The following is a 19,335-nucleotide window of genomic DNA, read 5'->3' as shown; positions in this document are numbered from 1 at the left end:
TATCAAAAAAAATGGATTGAAATTGAAAGRGGATGGTAAAATTAATAAGGAAATGGATGGTTAGTTTCAAATATTGTTATAGTATGATTGTCTTTTTAGCTTATTTACTAGAGCTAAGAAAGGATAAGGCATAACTGAGGTGAGTAAACATGGATTGGAAACCTGATCGAACAGTAAAAAAAGCGATTTATAAGCAGCTCGCAGAATACATTGAAAAGGGGATTGCAGATGGGACATTCCCGCCCGATAAACCCTTACCATCTGAGCGCTATTTAGCAAACGCTTTGAGTGTAAACAGAAGTACGGTAGTTAATGCATACGATGAATTGGAAGCAATGGGGCTGATTGAACGAAATCGTGGAAGTGGCACAACCATTAGCAAAGACATCTGGGGCATTACGAGGAAACGAATTCCTAGCTGGAATCGCTATATTGAGGCAGGTTCCTTTTTACCGAACCTTCCTGTTACCCAAAAAATTAGAAAAGAGGCTATTGAACATAAATTAATTAATCTAGCTACTGGCGAATTATCCGAGGATCTTTTTCCCAAAAGCGCCTTGAGAGAAATTACCGCAACGCGTTCATTTATCGGTAGCCTTGGGTATGACCATCCTTTAGGGAGTGACATATTACGGACAACTCTTTCACGGCATATTAAAAAAAGCAGAGGAATTGAGACAAAGCCTTCCTCCATACTGATTACTTCAGGAGCACAGCAAGCCCTACATTTGATTGTCCAATGCCTGTTAAAACCTGGAGATGCAGTCGCCATAGAAGATCCTTCTTACAACTTTAATCTGCCTATATTTAAAACAGCAGGCTTACAAATCCATTATCTTCCTGTCAATAAGGATGGCATTAACCCGGATGATTTGCAAGTATTATATAAAAAACATCGAATAAAAATGATTTTTCTAAATCCTGATTTTCATAATCCTACGGGATCTTCCTTAGATTTAAAGAAAAGAGAAGCTATTCTAGACATATCCTCTAAACTAGGTATACCAGTAGTAGAAGATGACCCCTATAGCCTAACAGCTTTTTCGGGGGATAAAATGCCTACGCTTAAATCGCTCGATAAGAACGGGAATGTTTTATATATTAGCTCTTTGTCCAAAATTGTAGCCTCAGGCTTACGAATCGGATGGATTGTTGGTCCTACATCTGTAATCGAACGACTATCCGATGCCAAGCAACAAATTGACTTTGGGCATTCTAGTTTCACGCAATGGATTGCCAATGATTTTTTAGAATCCCCTAATTTTAATTTGCATATTAAGCATTTAGTGAAGGAATTAGAAACACGACGAGATACCATTGTACAGAGCCTCAATATGTATTTAAAGGACGAAGTGACGTTTTCCATTCCTCAAGGTGGGATACATTTATGGTGTCATGTTCTCAAGGAATATAACGAAACGCAATTACTTGAGGAATCCATTAAGCGAGGCGTCATTTATGTTCCTGGATCTACGATGGGCTCCAAAAAGGGTTTTGTACGCTTCACTTATGCGAGGGAGGATGTTCATTCAATCAATGAGGGGATTAAAAGGTTTGCACAAGCTCTAAATAGCTTCTAGTAATTTTGTAAATTATAGCCAAGTGGATGGCTAAGAAAGTGCTTAAGTGGATGGTTTAAATTCGCTAGAAAGTATTTAAGATAGAGTCATGGATAACAACTATCCATCAAGGCTAACTACTATCATGGCAGTGTGGATTGATTCACAATTATTCACACAAGTAATGAAATTTTTTATGATCTGGAAGGTGATAGGACAAACCTATTAGTAGCAAGAGAAAGATATCAGTGAAGAGGTAGTTCACTTGATTCGCTATAAAAATAGGCAAACACTTTAATCAAGAGATTTAAAAAATTCACAACAAGTATCGTTGGTTTTCTCAGTTTTACCTGTTCAAACAGTCTCAATCGTTAGCTTTAGGCTGCTGATGAGAAAACATCAAGGCAGTCACACCTTATTATATTTTAATTCCCACAAAGGTATAGTGGGGAAATAGGCACCCCTTCTATACGGACACTTAAATCTTAGTTAAAAAAACACCATCCAGCCACTTAGTCTCGATATTCAATCGATACTAGGTGGCTGCTTTTTTTCATTAAAAGTAGTTGAGTAGTGCAAGAAGACAATTTGGTGGAGCTATCATTAGTGTTTTGCATAATCGCCGCTACACTTACAAGAAGCCGCCACTACATTATGAATTAACACTAGGGAAGGAATATTTAAAAAATAACGACAACAAAAAAAGTCGCATTCCTGTAGTTCAGGGATCGACTTTTTGGGAAAAAATTTATGAGAAATACATTGAAATATGTATAGTCTTGTGATAAATTTATAGAGATAGACACTGTATAATTATTATACCGCGCATTATCCCTATTTTAATTATACAATACAATCTATTGTGTCGTCAACAATTTTAATTTTAATTTTTTTGAGGGGTGGTTGCGATGAAATCAGCAGATTGGGGGAACAAACACACGAAGAAGCTCCATTGTTTGAGACAATCAAATGGCTTCCTAAACATGTGAATGAAATTGAAAAAGATAAAGAAAGTAGGACTGATACTATATGTCAGAGAAAACCATTTCAGTTGAGACAAAAGCGCCTTATGGCATGATTGCCATTTTATTTATCGGGGCCTTTGTTGCTATTTTAAATGAGACCTTACTCAACATTGCACTACCAGCCATTATGGACGAATTCGATGTGAAAGCCACTGCAGTACAATGGCTTTCAACAGGCTATATGCTAATTAACGGTATTTTAATTCCTGCCAGTGCATTCTTCATTCAACGATTTACAGATAAAAAATTATTTATTACAGCGATGGCTCTGTTTACATTAGGTACATTTCTAGCTAGTATTGCACCTGCATTTGGTGTGTTATTAGCAGCACGTATGATCCAAGCTGCAGGCTCAGCAATCATGATGCCTTTATTAATGAATGTGATGCTAACTGCATTTCCAGTTGAAAAGCGAGGAGCTGCAATGGGGATGTTCGGTCTTGTCATGATTACAGCTCCAGCGATCGGGCCGACGCTTTCTGGTTGGATAATCGAGCATTATAGCTGGAGAATGTTATTTGATCTTGTGCTACCAATTGCCATTTTAACTTTAATTTTTGCAGCCTTTAAATTAAAGGATGTGACACCACAACGTGCCATTAAGCTCGATGTGATTTCTCTTATTCTATCAAGCATTGGATTTGGCGGCTTGCTTTATGGCTTTAGTTCCGCAGGTGAAAAAGGATGGGATCATATCCTTGTATATGGAACAATTATTATTGGGACAATTGCTTTAATTACGTTTACCCTTCGTCAGCTACGAATGGATGAGCCCATGCTTGAGTTTCGGATTTTCAAATATCCAATGTTTGCCTTATCCTCAGCCATCTCCATCGTTATTTCGGTGGCGATGTTCTCGGCTATGATTTTAATGCCTATTTACGTACAAACCATTCGTGGTATTTCCCCAATGGATTCAGGTCTACTCATGCTGCCTGGTGCCATAGTGATGGGAATTATGTCTCCGATTACAGGGAAGCTCTTTGATAAATACGGGGCAAGAAGCTTGGCTGTATTTGGCTTGATCATTACCATTGTTACGACATATTACTTCAGTAAAATTAGCATGGATACAGCTTATTCGACATTGGTGCTGCTGTATACATTACGTATGTTTGGGATGTCTATGGTAATGATGCCCGTGATGACAAATGGTTTAAATCAGCTACCAGCACACAATAATCCACACGGTACAGCTATGAACAACACATTACAACAGGTTTCTGGTGCGATTGGTTCTGCGGTGCTGATTACGATTATGAACAATAAAACAACTGCCAAGGCAGAGGAACTGGCTGCAGGTGCGATGAACAATATGAGTGCCAATGCAGCACAGGCTACGACACAGTCTGCCAGCGAAGTAAAACAGCAAATCTTAAACGAAGCCATGCTGCATGGCATCAATTATACGTTCTTCCTTTCCACATTGATTGCGGCCATCGCACTCATACTTGCCTTCTTTATAAAGCGAGTTAAGCCTAACTATGATAATCACACAGGTGGGGAAGTTGCTGGAAAACAGGTAGAGGAATAATAGTAGACGGGTGTTGCTTCAGTTTAGCAACGCCCGTTTTTTCTTAAGAAATTTTATATAGAGGTGGGGAAACCTAGTAAGACTAAAAAAAGGCATTTCATCTATAGATGAAATACCTATTCTAGTAGTTATTGAGCTAATCGTTGGATAAAGGCTTCTAATTGGACCAATGTGACATTGTCGTTCACACCGAATGTGCCGTCACCTTTACCTACGGTTACTTTATTCGAAGCAAGGATCCCTACATAATTATTTGCCCAATGTGAGCCTGGAACATCAATAAATTGTTCAGCTGTTCCTTGCTGTGTTAAATGAAATGCTTCCACTAAGACTTTAGATAGTTGGCCACGTGTCATTGGAGAACCAGGATTGAACTTTCCATTATCATCACCCGTAAAAACGCCAATTTTTTTAAGTGCCTCTGCAGCACCTGCATATTTAGACGAAGGCTTAATATCTGGGAAACTTGAATTCGTATTACTCGTATCTAAATGTAATTTATTAGCTAATCGAAGAGCTACCTCACCACGCGATGCATATATGCTAAAGTCAATTTCCGCATCTTTTACTTCTCCATAATCAGAGAAGTTGGCAATACGTTTTGCTCCTACATAACGTGAACCCCAATAGTATGGGTCATTCACTGTATCTACCTTAACCCCAGAACTTGTAGTAGCTGAGATAAAATTATTGTCACCTATGTATATACCAACGTGTGAAACACCGCTTCCAGATGTATTAAAAAATACGAGATCACCCGTTTTTAAATTGTCTTTTGCGATCGAAGTACCTTGTTGGTATTGAGCTTTAGATGTACGCTCTAATGAAATGCCTAGCTTAGAAAAAACTAACTGTGTATATGCAGAGCAATCCACACCTGTCTTAATATCCGTTCCTCCATATTTATAAGGAGCTCCAATATATGCTTTGGCTGTATTTGTTATATCTGCTATTGTTGCCGCTTTCGCATCATGAATACCCATACCTGTAAAGAACATAAACGATGCGAAAATGGGTAGTAACCATTTTTTCTTCAAATCAATCTTACTCCTTTCAAAAAGCTTTCGCCTTTGAACTAAAGTAAGAATAGCATGAAATAGGGCAGAGTTATTTTTCAATAATATTACCAATTACCCCTAATCACCAAAATTGAAACCTTAATTTTAATTGTGTAAAACTTTTGCAATAATAATGGGCAATTTTACTAAAAATATATGAAATTAATGGATTTATAGGGACATAAGTGTTAATTTAAACGTTTTATCCAATTGAAAAATCGTTATTGTAATAGTGGCTTTCCATCATAACGGTTATTTAAACATTATTATTTTTAGGTGATACTACGTTATGACACTAAGGATAGTGGTAGAAAATTCTGCTTTTATGTAGCTCCCGTAACTGCAAAGTCGTTTACTGTTAGATAGGAAAAGTTAGCCTTAATTTATGTTTTTGAACAATGGATACGTTAAACTATAATAAAATAAGTAGGTTCAACATGAAGAAATACAGCTGCGAGCTAATGAAATAATAAGGAAACATAAATCGAATGAATACTAAACGAGAAGGAGGTATTCCATTGCAGCAAATTTTTAATGAATTAATAAAACAGGACATCAAGCCATTTCTAATCAAGCTAGGCTTTAAAAAGAAAGGATTGAATTTCTATCGAAAAACCGAAAACCTTATCTATCTGATCAATTTCCAAAAATCTTCTGGTAATACAGTCGATACTATGATGTTTTATGTGAACTGTGGGATATACGCGGCAGAGCTAGCACGACTACAATCAAGAGAAATGGTGACAGCACCCAAAGAAGCAGAATGTCACTTCCGAGCAAGGATTAACTCCATTGTCGAAGATGCACCTGATCGATTTTCCATCACAGCCACTACAAATTTGGACGAATTAACAAAAATATTGCTGCTGGGGTTAGAGGAGGTTCATAATTTCTATGAAACCATGACTTCTGCAAGATCCATTGTTGATTATTATATAGCAGGGCCATTTTTGCACTTGGGCGAAGAAAGTTTTCATTTGTTATTACAAGCCAATGATGTAACAACAGCAAAGCTCTATTATAATGCATTGCAGAAGAAGCATGGAACCGAACAGAGGTGGTCCATTTTTCAAAATAAATACCAAGCCATTTTCAATCAATACGGTGTGGAATTTGGGGAAAATTAGTCATCAAAACCAGAGCTCATTCTTGAACGAGAATCTGGTTTTATATTTTAGGAGTTGTTCAGTATATTATCTAGTATTCTTCCAGTTATCGGCATAAAAAAATGGAGGATATAACCACCTAAGCAAACTGTTAATAATGTCCCGACACCGATGGGGCCATTAAAAATGATAGCTAACATTAAAAATAAAATATAAATAAGGGTTCTTGAGAAGAAAACCGTTTTTCTTGTTAATTCTTTGATGATCAAAGTAAGTCGATCTACAGGAATTGGTGCAAAATTTGTATGTAAATAAGTTGCCGTTCCTAACCCAACCACAACTAATCCAGTGGTAAAACAGACAGCTTGGCTAAACCAAAGATCTGGGGATACTATATCATGTAATAAAAATAACCACATATCAATCCCTATGCCAGTGATCAATGCAGTAACCAACCCTAAAATTTCAGGTCTTTGTCTAGCTAATAGGGAATTACTACCTATTAATAGGAGAGCTAAGATGATTTCCCAACTACCTACAGTTAGCCCCACATTTTTAGATAATCCTACTAGAAGCGCATCGAAAGGTGATGTGCCGAGTTTAGATTGAATCGTGAGCGAAATACCTAGCGTTAAAATTAAAATGCCCACTACATAAAAGACATATTTCAACAAAAAGACCTCCTCCTACTATTTTTATTGCAAATACAACAAAATTGCGTTAAATTGACTATATACTCTTTTTATTGCATTTGCAATATAAAATCCAGAAAGAGTTTACAACAAAGGAGTGGAATCAATGTCTGTTAAATTAGAGAAGTGTGAGCACGCAGATTTAAAACAGCTTCAAGCAATAAGTATTGAAACATTTAATGATACATTTAAAGACCAGAACTCCCCTGAAAATATGAAGGCTTATTTAGAGCGTGCCTTTCATAAGCAACAGCTAGAGAAGGAATTGGCCAATTTGGATTCAGCATTCTATTTTATCTATTATGAGGAAGAAATAGCTGGTTATTTAAAAGTAAATGTCAACGAAGCACAATCCGAACTAATGGGGGATGAGTCATTAGAGGTGGAGAGAATTTATGTTCGACATCAATATCAAGGAAAAGGGCTTGGCAAATACCTTATGAATAAAGCAATAGAGGAGGCTGTGGCTCAAAACAAAAAAAGCATTTGGCTAGGGGTTTGGGAGAAAAATGACAGTGCCATCGGTTTTTATCAGAAAATAGGCTTTGTCCAAACAGGCGCCCATTCATTTTATATGGGTGATGAAGAACAAATTGATCTTATCATGACGAAAACACTTGCCTAAATTTTATGGCAGAAACGTTGATTCACAACATTTCTGCCTGCTATTTTAATGGCTTCTATTTTTCTTCATCGCCTCAGCTAACGCATCAGCATGTGGATTTTCCTCTTTATAAAGTTCCTTTATTATGTTGGCGTAATCACTAGCATTTCGATTTTGACTTAATTTATAGGCTGCCTGCACTTCTTCCACCTTTATTTTAAACCCTTTTATTCCTTTCATTTCTTGCTGCAAAAGCTCAGGAGATAGTTTATCCCACAACACAGGATTTTCACGGAATGACTCATATTTTTCAAGTAAGCTAGTCAAATCTTGTTCTAAAGCTATTCCTTCAATCAGACTTGCCTTTCCATATACATGGACAGCTTGATAATTCCAGGTTGGCACATTTTCATGCTCATACCACGAAGAAGAGATATAGGCATGTGGACCATTAAATATCACGAGAATGTCTTGTACTTCCTCAAAGGTCTTCCATAAAGGGTTACCATAGGCTAAGTGACCTGTCAGATAAAAGTCATCCTCGATTTTTTTCAGCAACACGGGTATATGGGCTGCAATAGGCTTACCTTTTCGAATTGAAACGATTGTTGCAAAGGAATTATGTTGAATAAATTCTTTGATTTCTTCTAAATCCGATACTTTGTAATACTTAGGAACATACATGGAAACCTCTCCTTATACATAAAATCATCGTGAGTTTTTCGAATAAACAAATAATTATGTAGGCACGTATTTACATTTTCTGCTCAACGATGTAGATTTTATTATAATCAATCACTGGCACCTCATAAAAGTGCCAACAACGCTATTTCTAAAGGAGCCAAGAATCATGCTCGAAATGACACCAAACCTGAATAATGAGGAACCACTTTACCTTCAATTATATAACTATATAAAAGCAGAAATTCAAAATGGAAAGATAAGGGCTCAAAGCAAATTGCCGTCTCAGCGTAGTCTAGCTAAACATTTACAGATTAGTCGCAACACTGTAGATGCAGCTTATCAGCAGCTCCTTGCAGAGGGCTATGTGATAAGTAAAGAGCGAGATGGACTATATGTGGTTGATCTTGAAAAAGGTTATTTTCAAGGAGGCCCTCATCATTTTGAACCACAATTAGCGACTCAGCAGAAACAAGAACGACCAGCAATTAAGTACGATTTTAATTATGGAGATATTAATTTAAAAGATTTTCCCTTTAAAATATGGCGTAAATTATCAATGCAGAGCCTTGATGAAGAACAGGCTCAACTCCTTTTATATGGAGATCCACAGGGAGAGCTGGAATTAAGAAATTATATGGCAAGCTACCTTTATGAATCAAGAGGGGTGCAATGCAGTGCAGAGCAAATCGTTATAGGAGCAGGCTTGCAGTTTCTTCTTGGTATCGTATGTAACCTAATTGGACGGAATGAGCTTTTTGCTATGGAAGATCCAGGTTATTATCGCGTTCGTTACTTGTTTAAAGATAATGGTATAAAGGTGAAACCAATCCCACTTGACGAGCATGGTATTCATATCGATCCGTTAAGAAACAATAACATCAAGGCTGTTTATGTCACACCCTCCCATCAATTTCCCCTTGGAACGGTTATGCCTATCTCAAGAAGATTAGCATTACTAGAGTGGGCTAAGGAAGAAGATGCTTATATCATTGAGGATGATTATGATGGGGAATTTCGATATGCTGGAAAACCAATTCCTGCACTACAGGGATTAGATTCAAGTGATCGCGTCATCTATATGGGCACCTTTTCAAAATCTTTGATTCCAGCCATTAAGCTAAGCTATATGATATTACCTAGAAAATTAATGGGTTTATTTCATCAAAACAATTACTATGTTCAAACTGGGTCTAGACTCCATCAGCATACGTTACAGCTATTTATAGAGAGTGGGCATTGGGAGAGACACTTGAATAAAACACGAAATAGTTATAAGCGAAGATATGAGACATTACTAAAGTCCATTCAACAAACGTTCGGGGAAAATGGGAAAATTTATGGAGCCAGCAGTGGCTTACATATTTTACTTGAACCAAATAATAAGATGACTGAAGAGGAATTGATTGATACAGCAAAAATGGCTGGTGTTAAGGTCTACCCAACATCTATTTTTTATGCAAATCCCTTGGTTGTTCAGCCTGCAAAGGTATTACTTGGATTTGCTAATCTAGCGGAAGATGAGATTGACACAGGCATTAAGCTATTAAACAATGCTTGGTTTAAAAGTTCTACTATGACGTGAATCTCTTTCAAAGTTCTATTTCCACATTTCTTGTATATACATAATAGAGATAAGTGGGAGGGGATTTTTATGCAATTTTACTATGGCCATCAAATGCCATTACGTGTATTAGATGAAGCTGAATTTTGGAAACATCAAGAAGAGGAGCATACAGTAGTAATAAGAGAGCTTGTGAAAGATTTGGAGCAGCAATATGTCGATGCGTTAAAGGAATGGGAAAAAGCTTTTGCTCAAACACATCAGCAAGTTGTAAGATATATAGAAACCGTCAATCGTTCCCAGGGACAAGTTTCTCCAGCTCTGTTTCAGGATATTTTACAGCTTACTTCCTTCTGTTTGCAACAGAGTGATCAATTTATCCAGTTTTGCCGAACGCTTATGCAAGAAAGTCAACCGATAAGCGCAAATCCTACAGCTAAAGTTGTATTAAATCATATCATTGTAGAATCCGAATATTTTATCGGAATTGCCCAAACCATTTTATATCAACAGAAATACTAGGTCTAGCGTCTGGAAAATGGAGTTTGGAGAAAAAACACTTGCCACACTCCATTTTTTGGACGTTTTCACCATCACAATATTAACTATTCGGAATTTTCTCCTTATATTTAAAGGAAAGGAGACTTAAAGAATAATTTTTAAGTGTATCTGTGTGAACAAAGTCATTTAGAATACTTTCAATTGAATGACAATGTTGATTGATTAAATTAATTTCTTCTATATAATTTGAATCAATCAATACTTCTTTTAATGTTTTAAACACTACTTTCTGCTCGTTAAATAAATAAACCAGTTCAAACCTAGTGTTCAATATTAGAGTGGTAATCTCAGGGAAAATAATTCGATCCTTTAGTACTTCAAGAATGGAATTCACGGATTTTACTCCATCAATAGTTTGTAAAGATGAAAAAACACCATTTAATAACTCTTCAAAATCAACCTTCATCAAAATCCTCCATCAATCAAAATACTTTCTGATAATAACATTTTTTTAGAAAAATTTTAATGATTAATATTTTCCTTCAATAATGTGGAAAGTCTATTTAGACAATAGTAATTTATTGAAAACAATTCACTTCACATGTTTCCAGAGGCTAATAAAATTTTTTAATCCGCTCACAATCATTTTTTTAAAATAACAACAAACAAAACATCAAGAAAGGTATTATTATTGCTTGTTTAGATTTTGTTCAAACACAGTATGCTACTATCTCAAAAGGGGTTGATTGTAAAAACAGTGAGCAATATGATGTAAAGATACATCATAAATGATCGATCTTTGGGGGCACGAAAATGAAAAAAAATATCATAATTATTGTAAGTATAATCATGCTTTTTGTGATTGTTTTTTTTATTGGTAATTGGCATTATTTCTCCACTAATCAGCCAAAAATTATACATAAAGGTGTAGGAAAATTAGAGGAAGAGCAATTATTAAAGCTTGTAAAGCTAGAAGGAGAATGGGCCTTTTATCCAAATGTATTAATTTCTTTGGGGGAAAATTTTGATAGCTATCAACATAAAAAACTGAATTTAAATGTACCCTTTAATTGGCAAGCATATGTAGAGCCAAATGAAGAGGGGCTTTCGGTGGGAACCTATCACGTCAACATAGAAGTACCATCAGATGGAGTTTACGGCCTATATATTCGAACCATTCGTCAAGCTAGTCGTGTATTCATTAATGGCGTTGAGGTGGGGGCTAAAGGAAATCCAAGTACTGTTTTAAGCGCATATGCATCTGAAAATGATGATAAATATACCGTTTTTTCTCCTAGTGTCAATAAAAGACTAGACATTGTCATCCATGTTGCAAATTACAATTATCCTCAGGCTGGAATTGTTTATCCTATTGAATTTGGTACAATGAAGGCTATTCAAAAGCATTATCACTGGAAAGTTTTTTTAGATATAGTAGTGAGTATAGGTCATATTATAGTTGGTGCGATCTATGTCTTTACATTTTTACAGAATCGCAAGCGTAAGGAAGAGTTATTCTTTGGTCTTTTTACTATTTCATTAGGATTTTATATGTCGTTTATCAATCAAAAAGTGTTTTTTCTGTTATTTACTGATCTATCGACGGTCAATCAAATACGTCTGCAATTAGGAATCATTCCACTCGCATTGCTTGCTTTAACATTTTTTATAAATGCGATGTATCCACAATTACTAGAAAGAAAAATTTTATACACGCTTGCCATATTACTTGGTATCGTGTTTGTTATGTACGGTATCTATAATCCCTTTACAAAAAATGAAAGGGCCTCCTCAGAATTTGAAATGATTATGAGAAAAATAATCTATATCAGTGTCACGGCTCCAGTTATTTTCTATAATATATGGTTGCTTATAAAGGTCATGCTAAAACGTTTAGAGGCTGTGTGTTATGTGCTAATAGTTATTACAGCGATTAGTTGTTATTCTATTTTACTCATTTGTAACTTTTTATTTGGGATGCCTTTTGACTATACAGAATTCATGTTATTTTTACTAATATTATTTGGCTTTGCCTCATTATTAAATTATCGTGCCAATCAAGCTGTTTTAAAAATAGCAGCATTGTCAGAGGAATTGCTTGAACATAATCAAATGAAGAATGAATTTCTTCTGAAAACTTCGCATGAACTCCGTGCCCCCCTAAACGGAATATTAAATATATCCAGATCCTTAATGGAAGGTGCTCAAGGACCATTAAAACGATCTCAACAGGAGCAAGTTATTCTAATTCACAGCGTTACACAGCGCATAGGTCATTTAGTAGAAGATTTATTGTTTTCTTCTAATCAAATGACAGGGGAAGTAAGGATTAGTCTACGCAGTGTATCTCTATCTGTTATACATGAGGTAGTAGCCGAAATTCGTAGTCTTATGCCCAAAAATAGTCAGGTAAGGGTAACAGCAGAGATAAACTTAGATTTGCCAAAGATCTACACGGATGAATTACGCTTTAAACAAATTTTATATAACTTGCTGCATAACGCAATTAAATTCACACAAAATGGAACAATCATAGTCACTGCGCATGTTGAACAGGAGCAGATGGTCATCCAAGTAAGTGATACAGGCTGTGGAATTCCGACACAAGAATTAGATCGTATTTTTAACGCCTTTTATCAAGGAAACAATCATCATAATAAAGAAGGGCTAGGTTTGGGACTAAGTATTACTAAAAATATTGTTGAAAAATTAAATGGTAACATTTATGTGACAAGCACTGTAGGGGAAGGGACAACATTTACATTTACAATGCCCCTCTCAACACTAGAAAACGTAAGTAATGAACAAGCTATCATTACATCACATACAGATACAGAAATACAGCTTCGACTGCCCCTTATTTATAAAGGAAGCGATAAAAAAATACTGGTGGTAGATGACAACCATGTCAATATAAAAACTTTAACGGAAGCACTAAGTTTAAAGGGATATACAGTGATCGCCTTAGATAACGGCTTTGATGCGATCGATTATATTAAAACCAATCATGTAGATTGTATGTTAATCGACCTAATGATGAATGGCATGTCAGGTTATGAGTTATGTAAACGTGTACGTAAACAATATGATATGCTGGAACTACCAATAATTATCTTAACTACAGTTATGAAGCAATCTGACTTACTGCAAACGTTAAAAGTAGGGGCGAATGATTATCTACAAAAGCCGATTTCTACCGATGAACTTTTTATTCGTATTGAATCTTTATTGGCTGTTCGACAATCATCAATCGATGCAATCGAAGTAGAAATGAACTATTTATATTCACAGGTCACACCACATTTTGTATATAACACACTTAATACGATTATTGGTTTAAGTTATACAGATATGGAAAACACACGTGAAGCTCTTTATTGTTTAGCCACTTATTTCCGTGCAAAACTGAATGTTCATTATCGAAATAGCATTGTCCCCATTGATGAGGAGATGGAGCTTGTAAAAGCCTATTTATCAATTGAAAAAATGCGCTTTGGAGATCGTTTACGTATTAAATATGATATTGACGAATCGATACAATTAGGAATCCCTGCATTGTCCATTCAACCTTTAATTGAAAACGCAGTGTTCCATGGTATCTCTAAGAAAGTAGAGGGAGGGACCATAGAATTAAGCCTACAGAGAGAGGGACAATTTGTAAGAATTAAAATCTATGATAATGGTGTAGGAATTTCAGAAGAAAAATTGCACCAATTGCTAAATGAAGAAAGTACAAGAATTGGCTTTATGAATCCATTAAAGAAATTTAAATTAATAAAAAATGCTAGTTTACGAATTTACAGCGAAGAAGGAAAGGGAACAACAATTGTCATTTTATTACCAGAGGGTGGTGTCACATGAATATAATGATCGTTGATGATGAAAAATTGGCCATTGATGTTTTATCTATTATGGTTAAACAACTTGCCCAATTTCAGATTAACATTAAGGGAACATTTACAAATTCAACTGAGGCCCTCCAGTTTCTTGAAAAAGAAATAATTGATGTAGTGTTTTTAGATATTGAAATGATTGACACACACGGTATGCAACTTGCAAAGCAGCTCCTACACAAGCAACCATCCTTACAAATCATTTTTGTTACAGCTCATACACAATTTGCCGTGGAGGCTTTTGAAGTTGAGGCAACAGATTATTTATTAAAGCCAGTACAGGAAAAACGACTGATTAATGCGTTAACAAAAGCACAGAAAAAAATGGTCGTGACGGTGGCGCCGAGGGATGAGAAGAAAAACTCATTATATGCGCATACATTAGGCAGCTTTTATCTACTGGATGTTCAACATAATGTGATTAAGTGGCGAACAAGAAAAGTACGTGAACTATTTTTATATTTACTATTTCACCAAAAACGGCCTATGTTAAATGCAGTTCTTTTAGAGGAATTGTGGCCAGATTTGAACTTTGAAAAGGCAGCTAGTAATTTACATACAACTATTTATCATTTAAGAAAGATATTAAAGGACAATGGTATTCAAGATCCCATACTCTTGGTCAATAATCACTATAAATTAAATGCGGAAATTCAAACTGATTATGATGAGCTGAATCAACTATTGGAGCAGGATCAACATGATGAGAAATCCATTCAGCAGTTATTGAATTGCTATGAGGGTGATTTTTTAATAGATGAGGAGTATTTATGGGTTAATCAAATCAGGCTCCGCTTAAAGCAATCTGTATTACATGTGCTTGAACAGTATATTGCACGTACAGACGTTGCCCACACTTTATTAAAGTATAATTGCCTACAAAAGCTTTTAGAGCTAGACGAATACAATGAACAGTATATGTTTCAATTGTTAGAATTCTTAATTCAACAAAATAGGAAACAAGAATGTATAAAATTCTTTGAATCTATAGAGGCAAAATTAGCTGAAATTGATCTCCCTGTGCCAGAAAAATTTTATAGAAAATACAACGAGTTCTTACTCAACGTTTAGAAACGATTTCGGAAAAGTAATTTCTGTTTTAATAGTAGGTAATAATTTTATAAAAAGGAGATGCTTTCGGCATGCAAAAGATTGAAATAATTGAGCTTCACCATATTGAGCAAGATTTGGAGAAGCTTACTGAATTATTGATTATGGTCGTAGATGAAGGAGCATCCGTAGGTTTTTTACCTCCACTCACACAAGAACAAGCGATAAAATATTGGCAATCTGTCTTAGCGTCAGATGTCTTACTGTTCATTGCGAAAATAAATAATGAAATTGCAGGTAGTATTCAATTGCATTTAACTAGCAAACCAAATGGCATTCATCGTGCTGAAATTTGCAAGTTAATGACACATCCCAACTTTAGACGCAACGGTATTGGACGAGCGCTGATGCAACAAGCAGAGGAACGAGCAAAACAAGAAAACCGTTCCTTGCTAGTTTTAGATACGAGAGAAGGGGATCCTTCCAATAAATTATATAAATCATTAGACTACCAAGAAGTAGGGAAAATTCCGCAATATACTATTTCACCAGATAGAGAATTAGAAGCAACCGTAATTTACTATAAATTGATATCGAATATAACTGAAAACGTGTAGAAAGGGAGCTAGTATATGAACGAAGCGCAATTATTTATGCAAATGAAAATGTGGCGTAATTGGACTGTTGAATTTCTACGTACGATCCCTGAGAATATTGCTGATCAGATACCCGCTGGACATCATAACAATATTCGTTGGAATGCTGGTCATCTATTAGTTGGTTGGGATCATACCGTTTTTCCAGCTGTTACACAAGAAAGGCATTTGCCCCTATCCTATCATGTAATGTTTCCTAGTGGCAGTAAACCAGATGACTGGACTGAGCAACCGCCAACAATGGATCAAATCATTATGCTCCTAGAGGAACAACCAATTCTTATTGAACAAGCTTGTGCAGGACATCTACATGAACCGCTTAAAGAACCTTTTTTAGGTATGAAAACATTAGGTGATATGGTTGTCTTTCATATGAACCATGAAAATTTTCACATGGGAATTATAAAAAGTATGATGCAAACGCTCTTAAAGAATGAAGCCTAACTGATGGAATCAGTTGGCTTCATTTTTCTATATATACCATGGTAACAGATCCTCCATTTTCTTACCTGGCTTACTTTTTTTATCTTTTACGATCCATGTGCCGTCTTTCTTTTGCAACTGATAGCTTACATTTGTACCATCCGCCCTTTTAAAGAGCATATAACCTATATTACCCTTAATAAAAGTGACAGGGTCTATGACATTTTTGTAGGGAATCTTTCGCTCAGGAAATAAAATATGGGTCACTATTTCCTCTGCAATCATAGCAAGGGATTTCATATCATTATTAATTTCAGCTTGATATTGCAATTGATCGTATCGGTAGGAAGTATACGATGCTAAGTCCAGTTTAAAACTCTGCTGTATATCTAACAGTGTTGCCCTATAGAATGCGTTTATTGCCTTTTCTACATCATCTGCCTCATGTATATAGCGAAGTGTGCTGACACCAGTTGGACTGACTTCAAACGTAATGATTTCCTTACTGTAGGGTGGGGAATGCGCATGCTCAAAGGTCGTAACTTCCACGCTAACTTTAAAGCTAAACTGACTTTCTTTGACAATTTTTAAAATTTTCACATCATACAAGCCATACTGCTTAGGATAGCCATAGTAATGATCAATTTCCTTTTCGATAAATGGATTAAGGATTGTAATGAATGTGTCCCTGATTAGTTGCTCATCAGCTTGTTCACTTTGCGCATAAATCTTACATGGCAGAATGAACATAGTGAAGATAAACATTAAAACATAAGCAAATTTTTTCATGGAATAGTGACCTTTCTGCAGGATGATACTTTATAGAGTGCACCAATCACAGCAAATTATCGAGCATTTTTAAAGAAAGGGAATTGAACAATGGGAAAAATAATACTGCCCTTTTTATGTATGCTTTTGTTATTTCCAACAGCTACTTCGGGGTCAGAACCTGAAGGCTTAAAATGTCCAAATCCAGATGTATTGATGAGAACAACGGAGAAAGACAAAGACGAGCTTAGTCAAGCATTAGCTGACATCATTCCAAAAGTATATGGCTCAAGCCCTGATTATCAGGAGTGGCAAATTGAGGTGATAAAGCCCATGCCCATATTAACTGGCATGGAGGAGAATTACTATAAAATGGCGGTGAACTTCTGTGGAGAAAATGTGGCTAATCACTCCTGGTTTGTTCGATTAAGGTTTCCAAGATTACTGCCAGCGCAAAGTGCATCACTAGGTGAGCTATATATCGTAAAAGAGACAAATTCTAAATGGATCCATTGGTTTCAATATCATTAAAAAGGAAGAATCCATAAATGGATTCTTCTCTTTATGACATCGCTATCGTTTTCGTTGCTACAGTTTGTTGAAATGCCTGATCATGCTCAACAATCACCATTGTGAGATGAGAGCTTTTTATGAGCTCTTCAATCTGCATGCGTGAATAGATATCAATAAAATTGAGTGGTTCATCCCAAATATATAAATGAGCCTTCTCACACAAGCTTTTAGCAATCAGCAGCTTTTTCTTTTGCCCACCAGAATAATGAGAGATATCCTTCTCAAATTGAATACGCTCAAAATCCATCTTGCGCAGGATTGATTTAAATAACGTCTCATCAATACCATGCTCTTCAATAAATTCCGATAGCAATCCCTTTAAATGGGATGTATCCTGCTGAACATAGGAAATGACTAGACCTGAAGCTAACTTTATCGAGCCTGTATGTTGGATGGGATTACCTAGAATAAGTTTTAACATACTACTTTTTCCGCTTCCATTTTTGCCATCTAAAACAACTCGATCCCCTTGTGCCACTTTGAAGCTAATAGGCTTATTCACGATATGGTCATCGTACCGAATCGATACATCCGTGACAACAACCATTTCTTTTGATGGATATGCCAATGGCTCTACTTTCAATGACTCGGTTTTTTCAACATTTTTTAGCAGTTTTGATTTTTCCTCAATAGCTCTTTGTTGTCTGGATTCCAGGTTCTTCGCTCGTTTCATCATCTTGGCTGCTTTATGTCCAACAAAGCCTTTGTCCAGTTTGGAACCTGAATTGGTTGTGCCGTTTTTGGAGGCTTCCACTTGATTAGACCAACCTGACGAACGCTTTGAGGATTGTTTTAATCGGTCGATATCTTTTTGCAGTCGTTGATTGGTTACTTCTTCGTGTTCCTGCTGACGATCAAAATTTAACTTCCAAGAAGAATAATTTCCACTTTGAACGTCAATATTGGCTCTATTAATCGATAGGATATGGTCAACACAGCCATCTAAAAAGCTTCTGTCATGTGAAATTAAAATAAATCCTTTTTTCCTGCGAAGATAATCGGAAACCGTCTTTCTTGCATCCGTGTCTAGGTGATTGGTTGGTTCATCAATTAATAAAAATTGACCCTCTGTCAAAAACAACGCAGCAAGCAGCACCTTTGTTTGTTCGCCATTGGATAATGTTTTAAAAGGACGATACATGACCTCCGCATCTACATGTAGGTAAGCTATTTCACGTAGACATTCCCAATCTTCTGCCTGAGGACAAATTTCCTCAAATATTTCATGGGTATATTTATTTGGATCAGAAACTGGATAGGGGAAATAAGTGAAGTCTACAGAAGAGATGATTTTTCCGCTATACTCATAATTTCCTAATAACAACTGAAAGAATGTTGTTTTACCTCGTCCGTTTCTACCGATAAATCCAAGTTTCCAATCCGTATCGATTTGAAAGTTGACATTCTCAAAAATATTGTCAAAGCTGCTTGGATAAGAAAAAGTTAGGTTTTGTACTTGTATCATGGACATGATAATTCCTCCTTTGTATTGCAACAGTTTACTTTTCATACAAAGTCGGTCTATCCATCTATGGTTCATTTCTCCGTATAAGCAGATGGATATTAACGACTTATACGGAGTGTTACATGCGTTACAATAGTTTCTGAATCGCTCATATTTTTTCCTCTCCTTTATGGGTAAATGAAA

The 19,335-nt window shown here is 35.9% G+C and carries 17 protein-coding genes; 11 read left to right on the top strand and 6 right to left on the bottom strand.

Features of this window, described 5'->3' with window-relative positions; all coding sequences use genetic code 11:
• Positions 1–149: 149 nt before the first annotated feature.
• On the top strand, positions 150–1,580 hold the full coding sequence (locus tag ACHZEU_RS01950) for a PLP-dependent aminotransferase family protein (protein WP_279495039.1): 1,431 nt from the start codon (positions 150–152) through the stop codon (positions 1,578–1,580).
• Between the two features lie 1,008 nt (positions 1,581–2,588).
• Positions 2,589–4,118 carry a DHA2 family efflux MFS transporter permease subunit gene (locus ACHZEU_RS01945; protein WP_237900835.1) on the top strand — a complete coding sequence of 510 codons (1,530 nt, stop codon included), beginning with the start codon at positions 2,589–2,591 and terminating at the stop codon, positions 4,116–4,118.
• A gap of 128 nt (positions 4,119–4,246) precedes the next feature.
• Here ACHZEU_RS01945 and ACHZEU_RS01940 read toward each other — a convergent pair whose 3' ends face one another.
• A complete protein-coding gene (locus tag ACHZEU_RS01940) occupies positions 4,247–5,155 on the bottom strand; it encodes a C40 family peptidase (RefSeq protein WP_048392783.1) in 909 nt (302 codons plus the stop codon).
• Between the two features lie 539 nt (positions 5,156–5,694).
• Between ACHZEU_RS01940 and ACHZEU_RS01935 the strand changes: the two genes are divergently transcribed.
• Positions 5,695–6,303, top strand: coding sequence for a DUF4304 domain-containing protein (locus ACHZEU_RS01935; protein WP_279495042.1), 609 nt, complete (start codon positions 5,695–5,697; stop codon positions 6,301–6,303).
• 47 nt (positions 6,304–6,350) lie between these two features.
• Here the strand turns inward: ACHZEU_RS01935 and ACHZEU_RS01930 are convergent, their stop codons facing one another.
• Positions 6,351–6,953: a YitT family protein gene (locus tag ACHZEU_RS01930; protein ID WP_131520219.1), complete on the bottom strand. Its 603-nt coding sequence runs from the start codon at positions 6,951–6,953 to the stop codon at positions 6,351–6,353.
• 127 nt (positions 6,954–7,080) lie between these two features.
• Here ACHZEU_RS01930 and ACHZEU_RS01925 point away from each other — a divergent pair, with 127 nt between their 5' ends.
• On the top strand, positions 7,081–7,599 hold the full coding sequence (locus ACHZEU_RS01925; protein WP_054550151.1) for a GNAT family N-acetyltransferase: 519 nt from the start codon (positions 7,081–7,083) through the stop codon (positions 7,597–7,599).
• Positions 7,600–7,644: 45 nt separating this feature from the next.
• Here the strand turns inward: ACHZEU_RS01925 and ACHZEU_RS01920 are convergent, their stop codons facing one another.
• Positions 7,645–8,262, bottom strand: coding sequence for an FMN-binding negative transcriptional regulator (locus ACHZEU_RS01920; RefSeq protein WP_279495044.1), 618 nt, complete (start codon positions 8,260–8,262; stop codon positions 7,645–7,647).
• A 166-nt stretch (positions 8,263–8,428) separates the two neighbouring features.
• Between ACHZEU_RS01920 and ACHZEU_RS01915 the strand changes: the two genes are divergently transcribed.
• Positions 8,429–9,844 carry a PLP-dependent aminotransferase family protein gene (locus tag ACHZEU_RS01915; protein ID WP_279495045.1) on the top strand — a complete coding sequence of 472 codons (1,416 nt, stop codon included), beginning with the start codon at positions 8,429–8,431 and terminating at the stop codon, positions 9,842–9,844.
• 69 nt (positions 9,845–9,913) lie between these two features.
• On the top strand, positions 9,914–10,345 hold the full coding sequence (locus ACHZEU_RS01910; RefSeq protein ID WP_066036753.1) for a DUF2935 domain-containing protein: 432 nt from the start codon (positions 9,914–9,916) through the stop codon (positions 10,343–10,345).
• Between the two features lie 79 nt (positions 10,346–10,424).
• On the opposite strand, the gene ACHZEU_RS01905 is transcribed toward ACHZEU_RS01910, so the two are convergent.
• A complete protein-coding gene (locus ACHZEU_RS01905) occupies positions 10,425–10,790 on the bottom strand; it encodes a hypothetical protein (RefSeq protein WP_048392769.1) in 366 nt (121 codons plus the stop codon).
• 347 nt (positions 10,791–11,137) lie between these two features.
• Between ACHZEU_RS01905 and ACHZEU_RS01900 the strand changes: the two genes are divergently transcribed.
• From ACHZEU_RS01900 to ACHZEU_RS01885, 4 genes are all read left to right on the top strand, one after another.
• Positions 11,138–14,185 (top strand): ATP-binding protein, encoded by a 3,048-nt coding sequence (locus ACHZEU_RS01900; protein WP_279495047.1) that lies wholly within the window; start codon positions 11,138–11,140, stop codon positions 14,183–14,185.
• On the top strand, positions 14,182–15,288 hold the full coding sequence (locus ACHZEU_RS01895; protein WP_054550156.1) for a response regulator: 1,107 nt from the start codon (positions 14,182–14,184) through the stop codon (positions 15,286–15,288). Before ACHZEU_RS01900 ends, ACHZEU_RS01895 begins: the two co-directional genes overlap by 4 nt.
• A gap of 71 nt (positions 15,289–15,359) precedes the next feature.
• Positions 15,360–15,884 carry a GNAT family N-acetyltransferase gene (locus tag ACHZEU_RS01890; protein ID WP_279495049.1) on the top strand — a complete coding sequence of 175 codons (525 nt, stop codon included), beginning with the start codon at positions 15,360–15,362 and terminating at the stop codon, positions 15,882–15,884.
• Between the two features lie 15 nt (positions 15,885–15,899).
• Positions 15,900–16,367 carry a DinB family protein gene (locus ACHZEU_RS01885; RefSeq protein WP_054550158.1) on the top strand — a complete coding sequence of 156 codons (468 nt, stop codon included), beginning with the start codon at positions 15,900–15,902 and terminating at the stop codon, positions 16,365–16,367.
• 27 nt (positions 16,368–16,394) lie between these two features.
• On the opposite strand, the gene ACHZEU_RS01880 is transcribed toward ACHZEU_RS01885, so the two are convergent.
• The gene (locus ACHZEU_RS01880; RefSeq protein ID WP_279495052.1) at positions 16,395–17,135 is read right to left on the bottom strand and encodes a DUF3888 domain-containing protein; all 741 of its coding nucleotides are present in this window, start codon (positions 17,133–17,135) and stop codon (positions 16,395–16,397) included.
• A 120-nt stretch (positions 17,136–17,255) separates the two neighbouring features.
• Here ACHZEU_RS01880 and ACHZEU_RS01875 point away from each other — a divergent pair, with 120 nt between their 5' ends.
• The gene (locus ACHZEU_RS01875; protein ID WP_279495053.1) at positions 17,256–17,645 is read left to right on the top strand and encodes a hypothetical protein; all 390 of its coding nucleotides are present in this window, start codon (positions 17,256–17,258) and stop codon (positions 17,643–17,645) included.
• A 31-nt stretch (positions 17,646–17,676) separates the two neighbouring features.
• Here ACHZEU_RS01875 and ACHZEU_RS01870 read toward each other — a convergent pair whose 3' ends face one another.
• A complete protein-coding gene (locus ACHZEU_RS01870) occupies positions 17,677–19,158 on the bottom strand; it encodes an Lsa family ABC-F type ribosomal protection protein (RefSeq protein ID WP_048392759.1) in 1,482 nt (493 codons plus the stop codon).
• Positions 19,159–19,335 lie beyond the last annotated feature (177 nt).

Source organism: Lysinibacillus sp. S1, from assembly GCF_044986265.1.
GTDB lineage: Bacteria > Bacillota > Bacilli > Bacillales_A > Planococcaceae > Lysinibacillus > Lysinibacillus capsici.
This window is presented reverse-complemented; position numbering and strand designations above follow the sequence as displayed.

Excerpts from the sequence above, each read along its gene's own strand:
- ACHZEU_RS01950 (WP_279495039.1), top strand. The coding sequence starts at position 150 with ATGGATTGGAAACCTGATCGAACAGTAAAAAAAGCGATTTATAAGCAG.
- ACHZEU_RS01945 (WP_237900835.1), top strand. The coding sequence starts at position 2,589 with ATGTCAGAGAAAACCATTTCAGTTGAGACAAAAGCGCCTTATGGCATG.
- ACHZEU_RS01925 (WP_054550151.1), top strand. The coding sequence starts at position 7,081 with ATGTCTGTTAAATTAGAGAAGTGTGAGCACGCAGATTTAAAACAGCTT.
- ACHZEU_RS01920 (WP_279495044.1), bottom strand. The coding sequence starts at position 8,262 with ATGTATGTTCCTAAGTATTACAAAGTATCGGATTTAGAAGAAATCAAA.
- ACHZEU_RS01915 (WP_279495045.1), top strand. The coding sequence starts at position 8,429 with ATGCTCGAAATGACACCAAACCTGAATAATGAGGAACCACTTTACCTT.
- ACHZEU_RS01910 (WP_066036753.1), top strand. The coding sequence starts at position 9,914 with ATGCAATTTTACTATGGCCATCAAATGCCATTACGTGTATTAGATGAA.
- ACHZEU_RS01905 (WP_048392769.1), bottom strand. The coding sequence starts at position 10,790 with ATGAAGGTTGATTTTGAAGAGTTATTAAATGGTGTTTTTTCATCTTTA.
- ACHZEU_RS01900 (WP_279495047.1), top strand. The coding sequence starts at position 11,138 with ATGAAAAAAAATATCATAATTATTGTAAGTATAATCATGCTTTTTGTG.
- ACHZEU_RS01895 (WP_054550156.1), top strand. The coding sequence starts at position 14,182 with ATGAATATAATGATCGTTGATGATGAAAAATTGGCCATTGATGTTTTA.
- ACHZEU_RS01890 (WP_279495049.1), top strand. The coding sequence starts at position 15,360 with ATGCAAAAGATTGAAATAATTGAGCTTCACCATATTGAGCAAGATTTG.
- ACHZEU_RS01885 (WP_054550158.1), top strand. The coding sequence starts at position 15,900 with ATGAACGAAGCGCAATTATTTATGCAAATGAAAATGTGGCGTAATTGG.
- ACHZEU_RS01880 (WP_279495052.1), bottom strand. The coding sequence starts at position 17,135 with ATGAAAAAATTTGCTTATGTTTTAATGTTTATCTTCACTATGTTCATT.
- ACHZEU_RS01875 (WP_279495053.1), top strand. The coding sequence starts at position 17,256 with ATGCTTTTGTTATTTCCAACAGCTACTTCGGGGTCAGAACCTGAAGGC.
- ACHZEU_RS01870 (WP_048392759.1), bottom strand. The coding sequence starts at position 19,158 with ATGTCCATGATACAAGTACAAAACCTAACTTTTTCTTATCCAAGCAGC.